General features: G+C 46.5%; 15 protein-coding genes and 1 pseudogene. 13 read left to right on the top strand and 3 right to left on the bottom strand.

All coding sequences use genetic code 11. The annotated features are described in order from the left end of the window. Window positions 1–54: 54 nt before the first annotated feature. The 3 genes from RH45_RS16265 (at window position 55) to RH45_RS16255 (ending at window position 4,472) form a co-directional block, all read left to right on the top strand. Complete coding sequence (locus RH45_RS16265; RefSeq protein ID WP_008079154.1) at window positions 55–1,395, top strand: NCS2 family permease; 1,341 nt, start codon at window positions 55–57, stop codon at window positions 1,393–1,395. A gap of 151 nt (window positions 1,396–1,546) precedes the next feature. Then, a complete protein-coding gene (locus tag RH45_RS16260) occupies window positions 1,547–2,953 on the top strand; it encodes a nucleobase:cation symporter-2 family protein (protein WP_008079153.1) in 1,407 nt (468 codons plus the stop codon). A gap of 157 nt (window positions 2,954–3,110) precedes the next feature. Next, a complete protein-coding gene (locus tag RH45_RS16255; RefSeq protein WP_008079143.1) occupies window positions 3,111–4,472 on the top strand; it encodes an 8-oxoguanine deaminase in 1,362 nt (453 codons plus the stop codon). A 38-nt stretch (window positions 4,473–4,510) separates the two neighbouring features. Here the strand turns inward: RH45_RS16255 and RH45_RS16250 are convergent, their stop codons facing one another. Next, on the bottom strand, window positions 4,511–5,230 hold the full coding sequence (locus tag RH45_RS16250) for an NAD(P)-dependent oxidoreductase (protein WP_008079142.1): 720 nt from the start codon (window positions 5,228–5,230) through the stop codon (window positions 4,511–4,513). Between the two features lie 111 nt (window positions 5,231–5,341). On the opposite strand from RH45_RS16250, the gene RH45_RS16245 reads away from it, so the two are divergent. Then, window positions 5,342–6,229, top strand: coding sequence for a LysR family transcriptional regulator (locus tag RH45_RS16245; RefSeq protein ID WP_008079141.1), 888 nt, complete (start codon window positions 5,342–5,344; stop codon window positions 6,227–6,229). Window positions 6,230–6,257: 28 nt separating this feature from the next. Here RH45_RS16245 and RH45_RS16240 read toward each other — a convergent pair whose 3' ends face one another. Together RH45_RS16240 and RH45_RS16235 are read right to left on the bottom strand one after the other, a co-directional pair. After that, the gene (locus RH45_RS16240; RefSeq protein ID WP_008079140.1) at window positions 6,258–7,457 is read right to left on the bottom strand and encodes a CobW family GTP-binding protein; all 1,200 of its coding nucleotides are present in this window, start codon (window positions 7,455–7,457) and stop codon (window positions 6,258–6,260) included. Between the two features lie 132 nt (window positions 7,458–7,589). After that, complete coding sequence (locus tag RH45_RS16235; protein ID WP_008079138.1) at window positions 7,590–8,453, bottom strand: alpha/beta hydrolase family protein; 864 nt, start codon at window positions 8,451–8,453, stop codon at window positions 7,590–7,592. Window positions 8,454–8,621: 168 nt separating this feature from the next. Here RH45_RS16235 and RH45_RS16230 point away from each other — a divergent pair, with 168 nt between their 5' ends. From RH45_RS16230 to RH45_RS16190, 9 genes and pseudogenes are all read left to right on the top strand, one after another. Then, entirely contained in the window at window positions 8,622–9,521 is a 900-nt protein-coding gene (locus RH45_RS16230; RefSeq protein ID WP_008079137.1) for a LysR family transcriptional regulator, read from the top strand. Window positions 9,522–9,624: 103 nt separating this feature from the next. Then, window positions 9,625–10,740: an alkene reductase gene (locus tag RH45_RS16225; RefSeq protein WP_008079135.1), complete on the top strand. Its 1,116-nt coding sequence runs from the start codon at window positions 9,625–9,627 to the stop codon at window positions 10,738–10,740. Window positions 10,741–10,883: 143 nt separating this feature from the next. Continuing rightward, window positions 10,884–11,321, top strand: coding sequence for an ankyrin repeat domain-containing protein (locus RH45_RS16220; protein WP_008079132.1), 438 nt, complete (start codon window positions 10,884–10,886; stop codon window positions 11,319–11,321). A 214-nt stretch (window positions 11,322–11,535) separates the two neighbouring features. Next, window positions 11,536–12,471, top strand: coding sequence for an alpha/beta hydrolase (locus RH45_RS16215; RefSeq protein ID WP_039958828.1), 936 nt, complete (start codon window positions 11,536–11,538; stop codon window positions 12,469–12,471). 8 nt (window positions 12,472–12,479) lie between these two features. Continuing rightward, the gene (locus RH45_RS16210; protein ID WP_008079128.1) at window positions 12,480–12,992 is read left to right on the top strand and encodes a nuclear transport factor 2 family protein; all 513 of its coding nucleotides are present in this window, start codon (window positions 12,480–12,482) and stop codon (window positions 12,990–12,992) included. A gap of 133 nt (window positions 12,993–13,125) precedes the next feature. Beyond that, complete coding sequence (locus tag RH45_RS16205; RefSeq protein WP_008079125.1) at window positions 13,126–13,740, top strand: LysE family translocator; 615 nt, start codon at window positions 13,126–13,128, stop codon at window positions 13,738–13,740. Window positions 13,741–13,770: 30 nt separating this feature from the next. Then, on the top strand, window positions 13,771–14,619 hold the full coding sequence (locus tag RH45_RS16200; RefSeq protein ID WP_008079124.1) for a DUF3626 domain-containing protein: 849 nt from the start codon (window positions 13,771–13,773) through the stop codon (window positions 14,617–14,619). Window positions 14,620–14,772: 153 nt separating this feature from the next. After that, window positions 14,773–15,072 (top strand): DUF6506 family protein, encoded by a 300-nt coding sequence (locus RH45_RS16195; RefSeq protein ID WP_008079123.1) that lies wholly within the window; start codon window positions 14,773–14,775, stop codon window positions 15,070–15,072. Between the two features lie 146 nt (window positions 15,073–15,218). After that, a pseudogene (locus RH45_RS16190) lies at window positions 15,219–15,717 on the top strand (hypothetical protein); the annotation flags it as partial.

Here is a 15,717-nt window from a genome sequence, read left to right as displayed (position 1 = left end):
CGAGCCAAAAGCAGTATTCAATTTAAGCAAAACATGACTAAAGGACTTGCTGACATGAATGAAAGCAAAGCGGAAGTGCTTAATGAGCAACAATCGGGTGGTTTTCTTGAGCGCTTCTTCAAATTGAAAGCACATGGAACCAGTGTAAAAAATGAAATGATTGGCGGAATAACGACGTTTGCCACCATGGCCTACATCATATTCGTTAACCCTCAAATCATGGCTGCGTCGGGGATGGATTCTGGCGCGGTATTCGTTGCAACTTGTATTGGCGCAGCCATTGGTTGTTTGTTAATGGGGTTATTTGCTAACTGGCCTGTAGGCCTAGCTCCGGGAATGGGCCTTAACGCCTTCTTCTCATTTACTGTGGTCAGTGAAATGGGCTACAGCTGGGAAGTTGCACTCGGGGCCGTATTCCTCTCTGGTATCCTGTTTGTCGGAATGAGCTTCTATAAGATTCGCCAATGGATCATTGAGAGTATTCCGGAAAGTTTACGCTTTTCCATGACCGCTGGTGTCGGTCTGTTTCTTGGGCTTATCGGTCTGAAAACCGCGGGTATCGTTGTAGAAAACCCAGCGACTTTGGTTTCGCTTGGTGATTTCACGAAACCCGATGCCATGCTGGCGGCAATCGCTTTCTTAATCATTGCGGTACTGAGCGAGCGCAAAGTGTTCGGCGCAGTACTGATCGGTATTTTAAGCGTCACCGTTATTGGTATGATGTTAGGTCTCGTTCAATACAATGGCTTCTTTGCAGCGCCGCCAAGTATTGCACCTACTTTCTTGGCCATGGACATCTCTGGCGCGTTTAACATTTCGATGATTAGCGTGATCTTAGCTTTCTTGTTCGTCAATATGTTCGACACTGCGGGCACACTTATGGGCGTTGCAGAACGAGCGCATCTAGTAAACAAAGAAACAGGCAAAATAGAGGGGCTTAGCAAGGCGTTAAAAGCGGATTCTATCTCTAGTGTCGCAGGGGCTTGCGTCGGTTGTCCGCCAGTCACCAGCTACGTAGAAAGTGCCGCTGGCGTAGCCGCTGGTGCTCGTACAGGCCTGTCTGCCATTGTCGTCGCTGCCCTATTCCTAGCCGCTATTTTCCTTTCACCTTTGGCCGGTATGATCCCAGCGTATGCCACTGCAGGTGCTCTTATCTACGTCGCATTCGTAATGATGAGCAGCATGCAGCATGTTGATTGGAAAGACTTTACCAATGGCGCTCCGGCTGCGATTACCGCGCTGATGATGCCGCTCACTTTCTCTATCGCTAACGGCATTGCACTCGGCTTTATCACTTACACAGTGTTAAAAGTTGCGACCGGAAAAACTAAGGATGTCTCAATCTCAATGTACATCCTGACGGTAGTCTTCGTCGCTAAGCTTATCTACATCTAAGGCGACTTAGTCCTAATAACGACTTCAAAATCTAGCCTGAGCAATCGTTCGGGCTAGCTTGCTATACGAAAAATTCGTGACCCTACGCAGTTAGTAGAAGTCAGTTGTCCAATCTACGAGAGAAACATGGACTCTCTCTGAGGTATAACCAATGAAACTTCTGTATACACTCAACCAAAAACCACCACACGGCATGACACTGCTGCTGGCATTGCAACACATGCTGGCATCGATTGGTGGCATTGTCGCCGTCCCACTCATTGTTGGCGCATCCATCGGGCTACCTAATGAAGAGATTGTCTCGCTAATTAACGCCGCCTTACTCGCATCCGGTATCGTCACCATGGCGCAATGTATTGGTGTCGGCCCTATTGGTATTCGTTTACCTGTTGTTATGGGGTCAAGTTTTGCCTTCTTAGGTGTGGCTATCGCGATTGGCCGCGAAGGGGGGATTGCGAGCATTATGGGCTCGGCTTTAGTTGGCTCTTTAGTGGTGATTGTCGCTAGCTTTTATATGGACAAAGTCCGCAAGCTGTTTCCAACCGTGGTGAGCGGCGTTGTGGTGACGTTAATCGGCTTAACCATCTTGCCTGTGGCTATGAACTGGGTCGGTGATGCGCCTGCAGCGAGTGAAAACTTCGCCACTCTGCCGAAACTTTTCTTAGCCATTGTTTCACTCGGCATCGTGGTTGCGGTATCAGTTTACTGTAAAGGGGCGGTTGCTGCCTCTGCCATCGTGATTGGTCTGGCAGGCGGTTATATCGTCGCGCTGTCTCTCGGTATGGTGAACCTGAACGACATTGCATCGGCCTCTTGGGTTGGTGGACCAGAGCTTCTAAAATATGGCTTAAGCTTTCAAGCCAGTGCGATTGTGAGCATGAGTTTGGTTTACATTGTTGTGATAGCTGAAGCTACCGGTGACTTTATGGCACTGGCGAACAACTGTAATAAACAAATCTCTGGTAAGGATCTGCAACGCGGTCTGCTTGGTGATGGCTTAGGTAGCACGCTTTCTTCCATTCTTACCGCGATGCCGTTGGCTTCGTTCAGCCAAAACGTTGGTATCGTGGGCATTACTGGTGTTGCAAGTCGATATGTCGTCGCCGCGACAGGCGGTCTACTGATTTTAGCGGGTCTGTTTCCTAAACTGGCAGCCGTAGCCGTCACCATTCCGAAGCCCGTTCTCGGTGGTGTGGGCTTTGTTATGTTTGGCATGATTGCCTACGCGGGTATACGTATGCTAATCATGGCCGCAGACACCAAACGCAATGCATTGGTTATCTGTGTCGGTTTGGCATCAGGTTTAGCTGTGACTTTTGAGCCTCGCTTACTGCAACACCTGCCACATGATATCGCTAACTTCCTGCACTCTGGCATTACCACCGGAACAATAGTCACCGTACTTCTTCACCAGCTTCTTCCCAAGTCATCCAACAAAGAAGTGCGTGAAGCATTAACGGAAAGTAAGGTTCAAGTCGAAGAAAAAATCATCCGAAAATCCGATGATGAAGCGCCACAAGTGGTAGAAAGTAAACTTGAAGCAAAGACCAATGAATAAGCTCGCCTAATCACAACAAAGGCACCAAAAGGAGACCTAAGCTCACTAGATTCAATCTGAGCTCAACAACACCGCTAGTAATTACTAGCTTCACTGTCACTAAATCGTTTAAGACCCTCTCCCCTGAAATGGCTGAGATGGCTAAGGACTATTATGAATGGAAACCATCTGGATTAAGAATCCACTGGCAATTTATACCGGAAACACGCATGACGCCCAAGGTGGTCTCGTGGTTCAGGGAAACAAAGTTGTCGAACTTATCGCAAAACATGGGACGCCGTCCCACCAAATTGATTATGTGGTTGATGCCTCTCGGCATGTCGTCACTCCAGGGCTGGTTAACGCCCATCACCATTTTTATCAAACCTTAACGCGCGCATACCCTGACGCGTTGAACAAAGAACTGTTTCATTGGCTCAAAAGCCTGTACCCCGTCTGGGCAAATCTAGATGAAGAAATGATGAGTGTCGCAACCGAGCTTGCCTTAGTCGAGTTGATGCTGTCTGGCTGTACCACTGCTTCCGATCATCACTACTTGCTGCCAAACGGTTTAGAACACGCGATAGACTTGCAGGTTGAAGCGGCGCAAAAGCTTGGCGTTAGAGCCATCTTTACTCGTGGTTCAATGAGTCTAGGTGAAGAAGACGGTGGCTTACCACCGCAGCATACCATTCAAACCGAGCAAGCGATTGTCGATGACAGTTACCGTTTGATTCGCCAATACCACCAGCAACAGGAAGGGGCAATGACCCAAATCGCGCTCGCGCCGTGCTCCCCCTTCTCTGTCACGACAGATTTGATGAAAGAAACTGCCCACATCGCCAAGCAAGAGAACGTCATGATGCACACGCATTTGTGCGAAACGTTAGATGAGGAAGATTTCTGTGTTGAGCAATTTGGCATGCGCCCGGTCGACTATCTCGAAGACGTCGGCTGGCTCAATGACAAAACTTGGCTGGCTCATGGTATTCATTTCAATAATGACGAGATCCGCAGGCTAGGCCAAGCAGGGGTAGGCATTAGCCACTGCCCAACATCGAACATGATGCTTGCTTCGGGGATTTGTAAAAACAATGACCTAGAAGCCGCTGGCGTGAAAGTCGGCCTAGGGGTTGATGGCTCAGCCTCAAACGATGGCTCCAATATGATTGCCGAAGTACGTATGGCGATGTACTTACAGCGTCTACAATATGGCTCTGCAAACGTATCCCATTTTGATGCGCTGCGTTGGGCGACCAAAGGCTCAGCTCAAGCGATGGGGCGTAATGATATTGGTGAGCTTAGCGTGAGTAAACAGGCCGATATTGCGATGTTCAAACTCGATGATATCCGTTTCTCTGGCAGTCACGACCCTCTTGCTGCACTCCTATTATGTGGCGCTCAACAAGCTGACCGCGTGATGGTTGCAGGTCACTGGCGAGTGATAAACAGTGAAGTGATTGGCGTCGATATTCATCAATTGATGGAACGCCATAAAGCGGCGGCCTCAAGGCTGGCACGTAAAGCGTTAGGAGAATAAGCCATATAGCCCCAGTCACTTACTGGGGCTCTTTGATTTTAGGCTTGCTCGTTTGCTTGTACATTGTAAATGACGGGCATTTGCCCGCGCCAATCCAGCCAAAGCTGCGAATCGGTCACTAAACGCGATAACGCATTGGCAACATTAATTCGACTGGTTTCTCCTGCATCAAACAACGCGCTGCGTGTCGGGCTACTGTGCCACTGATACGAGCTTACTTCAGCTCGGTCGATCAGCGTGTCAGGGCGTAAGATTACCCACTCTAACAAGGTGCTCAGTTTGCGACTGCGGCTCAACAGCTCAGCCGCTTTTTCATTGTCACGGTGCGGCGGAAGTAACACCCTCAGCAAGCGCGATAACCATATCTCCTGCCGAGACACGGATTCATTAATTGCACGGTTTCTCACCCCTGTTGAGCCCATTAATGCGAGCTTAAACGGCTCGCTTCGCTGAGGAGAGATCACAGAAATAACGCGCATGATGCTGTCTCGAACCAGCAAACGTGGTGCGCCGTAGACACCTTGCAACGTAAAGTTGTGGCCTAGACAGCAGATACATGCTTGGCACTCAGCCACGATCATTTCTAGCTGCTGATTAGGCATATCAAGTGCTGTTGTTTGATACTGAGTTAAATCGGAATGCTCTGCTAATACTTTGATATCCCTTACTAAAGCAACCACTTGGTGATTCGCTTCGAGCAGTTGGCGAACAACCAGCCTCCCGGTTGCTCCGGTGGCTCCTAATACCAATATTTTCATTCTCAATCCCTTACGGCTATCACTTACCATTAGCTTATCAGTTCATAATCGTTTGGAAATCCACCAATAATGTATAACAATCATTCAAAATTGAATATATGAGGTTGGGCTATGGAATGGAAACACATTGGATTTGATTGGAACCGAGCGAGAGCGTTTTTAGTTGTCGCAGAGGAAGGCTCATTCTCCGCAGCAGGTCGAGCCTTAAACATGAGCCAACCGACGTTAGGTCGCCAAATTGCCGCATTTGAACAAGAGCTCAAGCTCACTCTGTTCGAACGAGTGGGCAAAAAGTTGGTTCTCACTGACAGCGGTCAAAAGCTCTACCAACATGTGACTCAAATGGCCGAATCGGCCAATCAAATGCTACTGACTGCGCTGGGGCAAGATGAGAGTATTGCCGGCAAAGTAAGCATCTCGTTAACTGAACTTGACGCGTTTTTCCGCTTCCCTCCTTTGATTACCCGACTCAAAGAGTATGCACCGCACATTGATATCGAGCTGATCGTCTCTAATCAAGTCAGCGATTTAAAACGTCGAGAAGCGGATATTGCCATGCGCTACAAGCGGCCAACCGACTTAGATCTTATTGCTAGAAAAATAGGTCACGAAACCGTTTATCTCTACGGGCATAAAGATTTAATCAAGAGCTTCGAAGACAAATCTCCCAATGAAGTCGCCAAGCTTTCCATCATCGGGTTTGACCATGAAGAGTACCTAAGACAACATCTTAAGCATTCAGGTTGGGACCTCAAACACAACCCCTTCACTTTGGTCTGCAACAATCAATTAGTGCAGTGGCAATTGGCGCAACACACGCGATCGCTAATCCTATTACCTGAGCACATCGCGCATCACAACCCAGATTTACGCATCGCATTCAAAGCACATTTTGAACCTTTCGAGCTAGATGCTTGGCTTGTTTGTCATCGAGAGTTGCACACCAACAAACGCGTGCGTTTAGTGTACGACTTTTTAGCCCAGTACATGGCGATGTAATCTCTTGTCTTTCGCTCTTTATAAACACTTACTTCAATTTAGCGATGTTTTTAGGCCATGGGTCCTGAAACTCTGCGCCGTTTCTCCACAGCTCAAGCTCACTATCACTGAGAAAGCAAGATTTCAGGGCCGTAATAAAATGGTCAACCTCATTCACTTGACCGATGACAGTCAACCGGCAGCGTCGATCACCAAAACGGCTCTCTACACTGTCAATTTTGTCTTGCAGTATCTGGATATGCTCAGCAGTAAAATTCTGTGTTTCATCATTGATCACCGAAGCTCGCCAAAAACCTGTAATTTCGAGGCCGACGTTTCCATTGGCTTGGCTCCAAAGCAAGGCAACATCATCACGAGTCGGAAACCAGAAAAAGCCCTTACTGCGAAATACCCCTTTGGTTAAATAGGCATGACAGGTATCCCACAAGCGCTGAGGATGAAAAGGTCGGTCATCTTCAATCACCTTCGCAACCAAGTTCTGCCCTTTCTTACCGACTAAATTAAGAGGGTCATTTACCGCTGCTCTTAATTCCGCAGTCAATTGCTCGACCAAGAAGAAGTTATAGTTTTGTGCTCCATTAAGCGCCTTGATGTCGAGATTACCCCAAGATGTTTTGACGATTTCAGCGTAAACATTAAGCGGATGGAGCGCTTGCGCGATGGTCTGCACGGTGTGATCATCCATATTCTCGGTTTTCGTCAGCAGTACTCGGTTAGAAAACATGATTTGTTCAACCAGTAAGTTCTCGATCCCTCGAATACCGCGCTGCATATTCTCCTGCCATTTTGGAATAAGCTGCGTCCCTTTGCGGTAGTCTTTATCTAACCAAATTGCATCTACCAAGGTAATGACATCTTTCAGCGCATATTCATGGCGATGTTTAAAGTACTCGACCAAAGGCAGAGGGTGACTGCTACCTGATGTTTCGATGACGATCCAGCTTGGTGTTTGCTCAAGACATAAGGATTTCAATGACTGGTCAAGTTGCTTGATACCGCTCGGACTACTGATGCTCTCGCCACTGACAGTAACAAAATTGCCCTGCTCTTTATGAACAGCATCAGTATTGGCAATGAGCACTCCATCGACATCTAACTCACTCATGTCATTAACAATAACTGAAGGTGCCATCTTCTGAACGCTGGCTTGCTGCAGTATTTTGCGTAGCAGAGTCGTTTTACCCGAGCCAAGAAAACCATGCAGTATGGTTACTGGAATAGAAGACATACAAATAATCCATTAAACAAAATTATGTTATAACATAACACTTGCGATGAATTATCGATAGGTCTTGTACAAGCTTACACAGAGCAAACATCACACGTAAGCAAGGCTCTATCATCAGAGTCGATGATAAAGCTACCCCGCGTGAGCATCAATCCATTCTAGCGCCTTGGGCCAAAGTGAAGCTTCGTGCTTGCTGCGGAAAAAACCAAAATGACCAATTTTGCTGCCTACTTGAGCCGCTTTTACCACTTCCAGTTGCGAATTCGCGTTGGCATAAAAACTGCGCAGAGCAGCGACAGCCTTGGGCGGAGCAAAGTCCAAATCATCATCGATAAGAAGAAACTTCATATTACACTCCATACGTGCAAACCCAGTTCGAATGGGTGTACCTCCCTCATCCACGATGTAGTTCACATCCCGCCCCCAGTAGGCCCACTGTCTAGCGACGCCTTCAGGAAGAGATTCACCACCAAGGAAAATACCGGGAACTTTACCCAAGCAGCGGGCCAGTCCGGGAACCACCGCATACCACATCGCAAGCATACGAAGCTTACTCAGCGACTCCCAATGATTCCAATAACCACTTTGCGAAGAAACACAGTACACACTTTTTAAACTATGATTATTGTCTGCAAAACCAATAATTTGCCCACCAACACTGTGACCAACGCAATGCCAATCCAGTTGCGGAGCATGGCGACTTGCCCAATGAATGACCGCCGAAAGATCTTTTTCTCCCCAAGCACTCATGGTTAAGCGCTTATCGCGCGAGTTTTTAATCGATGAGCGACCAATTCCACGATAGTCATAGGTCACAACTAAGTATCCATTCCCACGCAGGAACTCTGCAAACTTAGCGTAATAATCCTGCCTAACGGCAGTGGCGGAGTTGATAATGACGCCGCCCTTTGGTTCGCTTTGTGGTATAAACAACGACGCCGATATCGTCAGGCCATCGCCGGTTTCAATCCATTGATCTTGTTTCATCTTCTGCATTGTGATTGTTTTGTAATCACAATGTTATAGAACAATAACTCTAAATTGGCAATTTCAATCCATCCGGCGTATCTATGCACAATTGAAAATATCAACAATTTGATTTTTTTATGGACTAATTAGTGCATAATCAAGCTCACTTTGATGGCTAAAAGTAAGGAATTTGGCATGGCAATCGAACTGAATAAGCAACTGATGGCCTTTGTTGACGTGGTTAAATTTGAGAGTTTTGCGGAAGCCGCCAAGCACCGAGATATGTTGCCCTCATTGCTGTCTCGCAACATTAAAGCCCTAGAAGATAAGCTTGGCGTGGTACTTTTGAAACGCACCACTCGCGCCCTTTCCCTCACCGAAGCTGGCGAAACCATCTACCAGCAAGCCTTGGTCCTCAAAGAGCTGGAAAATAAAATGAACGATTTTGCGCAGAATTACAGCTCTGCTGAAACAGGCCTTGTGCGCTTAACTTGTGCGTCTCATTTGAGCCAAAACTTTATCTTACCGACCATTGGCGATGTACAAAGCGAGTACCCCAAAATCCGTTTTGAAGTTGAGTACGATGACCGTAGAGTCGATATCATCAAAGAAGAGTTTGATATGGCGATTCGCATCTGGAAACCACAAGACAGTTCACTCATTGGTCAAAAATTACGCTCAACCCACCTGCTCATCGTTGCAAGCCCTGACTACATTCAACGCCATGGTATGCCAATAAACTTAGAACAGCTTGTCACCCTACCCTCGGCTTGCTACGCCAGACTTGGCGTCGTGAGAGACAAGATACAGTTCTATGATGATCAAGACCGCATTCAGTCGGTACAGATGAATCCACTTTACAAAGCAAGCTCTCCTGAATCCCTCGTGCAGAGTGCTCTATCAGGCATGTATTACACGGTTGTTGCTGACCATAACTTAAATGGCGAGATTGAACGTGGAGAATTGGTCCAGCTCCTTCCTGACACACGCTTCCCAGAGGAAGGCTCAATGTACGCGGTTTACCCAAATCGCGACCTGAGTTTCGGCGCGCGAGTATTTGTCGACAAGCTCAAACAACGTTGCCGCACTGCCTAGGTTATTACAACCTAAAAAGTACATTATAAATTCACTTTATTGCTATTTTTGTAACGCTCTACTTTGCCTAACCTAAGCCTATCCCACAGCATTAGGAGGCATTATGCTCTTTTCTCACTTCAACCTTGGCAACATAGAACTCTCAAATCGCCTGGCGATGGCACCAATGACTCGCTCACGAGCATCTCTAGACGGTGCCTTAAACGATGACATAGTGCGCTATTATCAACAGCGCGCCACCGCGGGGTTAATCATTACAGAGGGGGCTCCGATTTCCAAAGTGGGACGTGGTTATGCGTTTACCCCTGGTATCTACAATCAAGAACAGATCGATGGCTGGAAAAAGGTCACCGACGCAGTCCATGCGGAAGGAGGAAAGATCTTCATTCAGCTTTGGCATGTCGGTCGCGTGACTCATCCAAGCATCACGGGTGGCGAACAGGCACTCGCTCCATCAGCGATAAAAGGTCTCAACAAAGGCTATGGACCACTAGAAGAAGGGGGCTATGGATTTGTTGATCAAGAGGTGCCGCGCGCCATGACCAAACAAGACATCATCAACACACAAAACGATTTTGTTCAGGCAGCCAAAAACGCAATGGAAGCGGGCTTTGATGGCGTTGAATTGCATTCAGCCAACACCTACTTGTTCGAACAATTCATGCTAAACAGCGCCAACCAACGTACTGATGAATACGGAGGAAGCCAGGAAAACCGCGTACGATTCCTTGTCGAAACCGTTAGTGCCGTTGCTCAAGCAATTGGCGAAGATAAGGTTGGATTCCGTTTATCGCCGTATTTGGTGATCGATGATCCCGATGTCGATCCGGAAATGCCCTCTTTAGCACTAAAAGCTCTTGAGCAGCTTTCCCAGCTTAAGTTGGCCTATGTTCACTTTTCTGAGCACGTTGCCACTTGGCGACCTGTGCCTTCTTCATTCCGTCGACAAGTGAGAGAGATCTGGCCTAACCCAGTCATCGTTGCAGGACGTCACAGTAAAGAATCCGCTCAAGATATTCTGGAGCAGGGCTATGCCGATGTCGTTGCATTCGGAGAATACTACATCTCTAATCCAGACTTAGTGTACCGATTCAAAGAGAACCTAGCGCTAAACCAAAACGATCGCTCAACCTACTATGGCGGTGATGCAAAAGGACTTGTTGACTACCCAATTGTCGACCCTAAGGTCAAACACTTAGCGGTGAATGATCTTTGTTAGGAATCACCTAATTAACTATTAGGTTTTAGACCTGTTATTACCCAGGATGACAGGTCTTATACTAGGAACCCTAAGTCCAAACCGTCACTGTAATACAACAAACGGCCCATCAACTCTAACAAAGACAGAAACAGGGAAACGCAATGAAAAGATTCATCGCAATTGGGGCGGTTTTATTATCGACTGTTTCCGCCTCTTACTACGCCTTTTGCAGTGATACGATTCATTTAGCAGCCTACCATGGTAATCAAGCTCAAGTTGTTGAGCTGTTGAAGAAAAACCCTGATCCTGATGAAAGAGACTCATACGGTGGGACTGCGCTGCATGCTGCAATGTTTCAAGACAATATACAGATCGTTCAGCTATTGATTGATGCCGGTTACGACGTCAACGCGGTTGGGCCACGTAATGGATATACACCGCTGCACGATGCTGTATGGGCCAACAATCTGCCCGCTTTAAAGTTGTTGATTGAACACGGTGGTGATTTATCTATCAAAGGTTTAGATGGCAACACGCCGTTAGATAAAGCCAAGTCAGAAGGCAAGCAAGAGATCGTTGCGTATTTAACGGCTTTATAAGTCGGTACATTCCAGCATGTAAACCCTTGGCTTTCACTATCGAAGCCAAGGGTTTCTTTTTTTAACAAAGTGCAATTTTCTACCAAACAAAACTCAATTTTCTTCAATATCTCGCCCCGTCTTTTCACTAAATTATCAACCATCTTAGCGGTGCTTGTTCTAGCCAAGAGCACTGTTTTAAACGGAACCACGAAACAATAGAGTGAGATGAATCATGATGAAAAAAGCTTTAGTTATGGCAGTAGCAAGTGCGGCATTCGCTTCTAGCTCTTACGCAGATACCATCGTAAAACACACAACCTTGAAAACGGATGTCGGCAGCCTTGCTGCAAATGTTTACCTACCCGATGATGTCGAAAATCCACCTGTTGTCGTTGTAACAGGGGCTTGGACAACCGTGAAAGAGCAAATGCCAGCAACCTATGCGGAACACCTTGCCCAGCAGGGTTACGCAGCCGTTACCTTTGACTTCCGCGGTTGGGGCCAGTCTGAAGACGAGCTAAAGGAGTTGGAAGACCCACAGCGTAAAATTGCCGATATCAAAGCCGTTTTTGCATCTCTTGATCAAGTAAAAGGGATTGATACGTCACGTGCATACGGTCTCGGTATCTGTGCATCATCTGGCTATATGCTCGATGCAGTATTAGGCAATGAAGACGTCGTCGCTGCAGCAGCGGTCGCACCTTGGCTCCATGATCGTTCAATCGTTAATGCCGTTTATGGTGGTGCTGAGTCAGTGGCTAACCTGATTCAATCGGGTATTTCAGCTTTGACTAGTGATGAACCACAGATCATTGAAGGGGCAAGTTTAACCAACAAAAATGCTCTGATGTACAACGTACCTTACTACACAGAAAAAGACCGCGGGCTGATCCCTGAATGGGATAACGCATTCAACGTTGGCTCTTGGGCGGGTTGGTTAACTTACGATGCACACGCAACGGCAGCCCAACAAGACAAACCTGTTCTTCTTGTAGCATCTGAAGCAATGGCTATCCCAGCCGGTACGCATGGTTACCTAGATAAGGCCGGTGATAACGTGCAAGCCGTTTGGTTAGAAGACGTCTCTCAATTTGATTTCTACGATGTTGAAGAAGATGTGCAAGCCTCAACTGATGCCGTTGTTAAATTCTTCGACCGCAAATTGTAGGAGGTAACATGGTACGCAAATCTTTAGTACTGGCCCTTGGACTGACCGCATTAACCGCTCACGCCGGACAGTTAACCCGTGATGAAGCCAAGATCGCGCAAACGGCAAAAAGCATGGCGACCTTAGCGGATAGAAACCTTTATGATGCATTGGAGCAAGTTTTCACACCGGTTGTGGTTGTCGACTATACCTCTGCATTTGGCGGAGAAGTCTCGACCATTAAGCGCGAAGACCTAATGAATAACTGGGAAGCGCTCCTGCCGGGTTTTGATGTCACTTATCACGATATGACCAATATCGACATTGAGCAAAAGGGCAACAAGGCCGAGGTCAATGCAGATATCGTCGCAAGCCACTACATTGGGAAAGATGGCTTCTGGCAGATATCTGGGTCTTATACCTTAGAAATGGACAAAGCAGGCTCAGACTGGCAGATCTCTTCTCTAACACTCAACGCAGGTGACGAGCTCGGTTCGCGAGACGTACTTGGTCGAGCGATTGAAGCGGCAAAAACCAAATAACCTTCACATGACACTGCCAATATCCCTCGCCCCTCGCGAGGGATTTTTCTTTACCAACAGTTGGCTATACCTTGCTCTTGCCATTTAGTAGAGTAGTCAATCACTCAACGATTTACTGCTCTGTGGAGAGAAAATGGAATTGCTCAAGCTGCTTTTGTTTATTCCGGCCTGTTTCGCACTCAATATGACTCCAGGCCCGAACAACTTATTGTCGCTCAACAACGCTCGTTGTTACGGCTTTCAATCTGCGGTCGTTGCAGGGTTGGGCCGTATCGGGGCATTTTCTATCATGATTGCACTAGCAGCATCTGGACTGGCCGTAGTGCTTTACGCGTCAGAAACCTTGTTTCTAGCAATTAAGATTGCAGGCGCAGCGTACTTGCTGTGGATCGCCGTTTCTCTTTGGCGCTCAGAGGCCAGTCCAATCGCTCAAATTGGCCAATACAAAAACCAGTTTGCGTTGGCGAAGCAAGAATTTTTACTCGCAGCAGGCAATCCAAAAGCCATTTTAATTTTCACCGCTTTCCTCCCTCAGTTTGTTGATATCTCCCAGAATACTAACCAACAGTTCTTGGTGCTGGGCACAACCTTCTTACTGTTGGAGCTCGGTGCAATATGTTTATATGCCCTATTTGGCCTATATCTGCGTAACTGGTTTTCTAAGCCGAAAATGGCCAAGCGTTTCAATCGAGTTTGTGCCAGTTTCTTGGCCTTATCCGGGGCAAATTTATTAATGAGTCGTCAGTAATCGAGCAAATTTATTTGCACAAGGCAGGCTATGAACAACAACAGAATTCAACACGCGATAGACACCATTAGCAGCAAATCACGGGGGGTGGTTTCCCCACCAGAGCATGCCTTGACCATAAATTTCCATCCAGACCGGTTAACCTCGAGTGGAAAACCACTGCTGATCGCGATAGCAGAGGATGGTCGATTGAAATCTCAGTTCGAAACTCACACGAGCAACGGAGGGTTGACTGCCTATCCTGGTGGCGAGCGTTGGACGTGGGAACAGCGCATATTTGACGGCGCTTATGATGAGACTGCCAATGACCTGCGCCCTAAGTATGGGGCACTCAATTATCGTGACTATCCAATGGGGGCCTCCCCTCGTTTCGGCTCTTGCTACTTCCAACTAAAAGCTCACATGTTTGATAGAACCACTTTTTGTTTTCCAGACAGTTTTTTTGAGCCGAATGACTTTGCTACCGCCACTCGGCTTAAGGCTCTTATCACCAAAGCCAGTGCATCGGAGCACGACCAATTGGACGACTATATTGAAGCACATATTCACGGTAAGGTTTCAATAAGTGAAGATGTGGAATGTTTAGTTCTCGACCCTAGTTATCGTGATACCGAAATCGAAACCCACGCGCTTAAATTGAACCTACCCATCAAGTGGCATCAAGGCTTTCAGTTGTCACTCACCACCATGCAACGCTTTGCCGACTATCGAGGTCGTAAGTTTGTCCAACTGGCTGAAAAACTCGCGGAAAATGGCAGCTTAAACCCGAGATTATTAGGATTGGCTGTCACTGAGCTCAATTATGATCAACAAGATATCAAGAAAGTGTGGCACTACTTAGCGCGTTTTGGCTACGCAAATACCACTTGTCAGAAGTAACCAGTGATTAACTTCTCTTTTTTCATATATAGATTCACTAAATATGAAAAACGAGTTCTCGCTAACACTTATAGATCTTAATTCAGTTTACAACCTAGTTGATTAGAAATCGTAAATCGAAAATAAAGAACTAAATCCAACAAGGTGAAACTAATGAAACTTTCTAACTATGCTTTTATTATGATTGGCGCGGGTTATCAGCCAGCACAAATATCCAAATTAAAATCGGATTTATTTTCAACAACCGTAATTTGCGTCGAAAATATCGATATGGCTTGTGAGGAAGCAAAGAAATTGCTAACAGAAAATGTTCAACTTATCGAGCTATGCGGGGCATTTAAAGGCGATATGGTTGATTCTATTATAGCGGCCGTAGAAGGAAAAATTCCGGTCGGAAACATGACAATGCGTGATAATGAAAGGGATAAGTTTTTAACTTTTTTGGATAGTTAATCATTTTTCTTTAAGGCATGTTGTAATAATTAGCATGCCTTAGCTCCCTTCTGACATAAGATTACATAGCTATACATTCCCTTACTTGTATTGAATTAAAGACTCCTTAAAAGTACTGGTTAACAATCAATCAAAAAAGAGCAATTATGACTCGATTATTAACCTCCCTCTTACTCGCCATTTTGATAGGTGGTTGTAGTTTTGAATCTACGCCTTCGCACCTATCAGAGAAAGTGGCGACCATTCGAACCTTATCCAATGAGGGCCTCTCTATTTCGCTACAGTTTATGGGTAAGATCAATACTCTTGAGGGTGCAAACCATTGGGATGAGACACAGATAAAACCCTATCTTGCGGCGACTCATCAGTGGCTTGCGGTGTTAAAGGGCATCGAAGGAAAGCAGCATCACCATATTGATATCGCGATCTATGTGGAGCCTTTAGAGAACGCCAATGGTATGGCAGGGCCTGATGAAGATGAAAAAGTTGGCACTTACTACTTCCCAAAATCTGGAGAAATCGTAATCGGCTCCCACACCTATGCGTCTGACTTTGACCAAAAAGAATTCTTTGCCAACATAGTACATGAGATGGGTCACGTATTTGGTATTGGCTCATACTCTGCTGATTACACCTATTATGATG

Origin of the sequence: Vibrio sinaloensis DSM 21326 (assembly GCF_000189275.1) — a bacterium.
Classification (GTDB): domain Bacteria; phylum Pseudomonadota; class Gammaproteobacteria; order Enterobacterales; family Vibrionaceae; genus Vibrio; species Vibrio sinaloensis.
The sequence above is the reverse complement of the archived record's forward strand: the minus strand, read 5'-3'. Positions and strand labels throughout refer to the sequence as shown.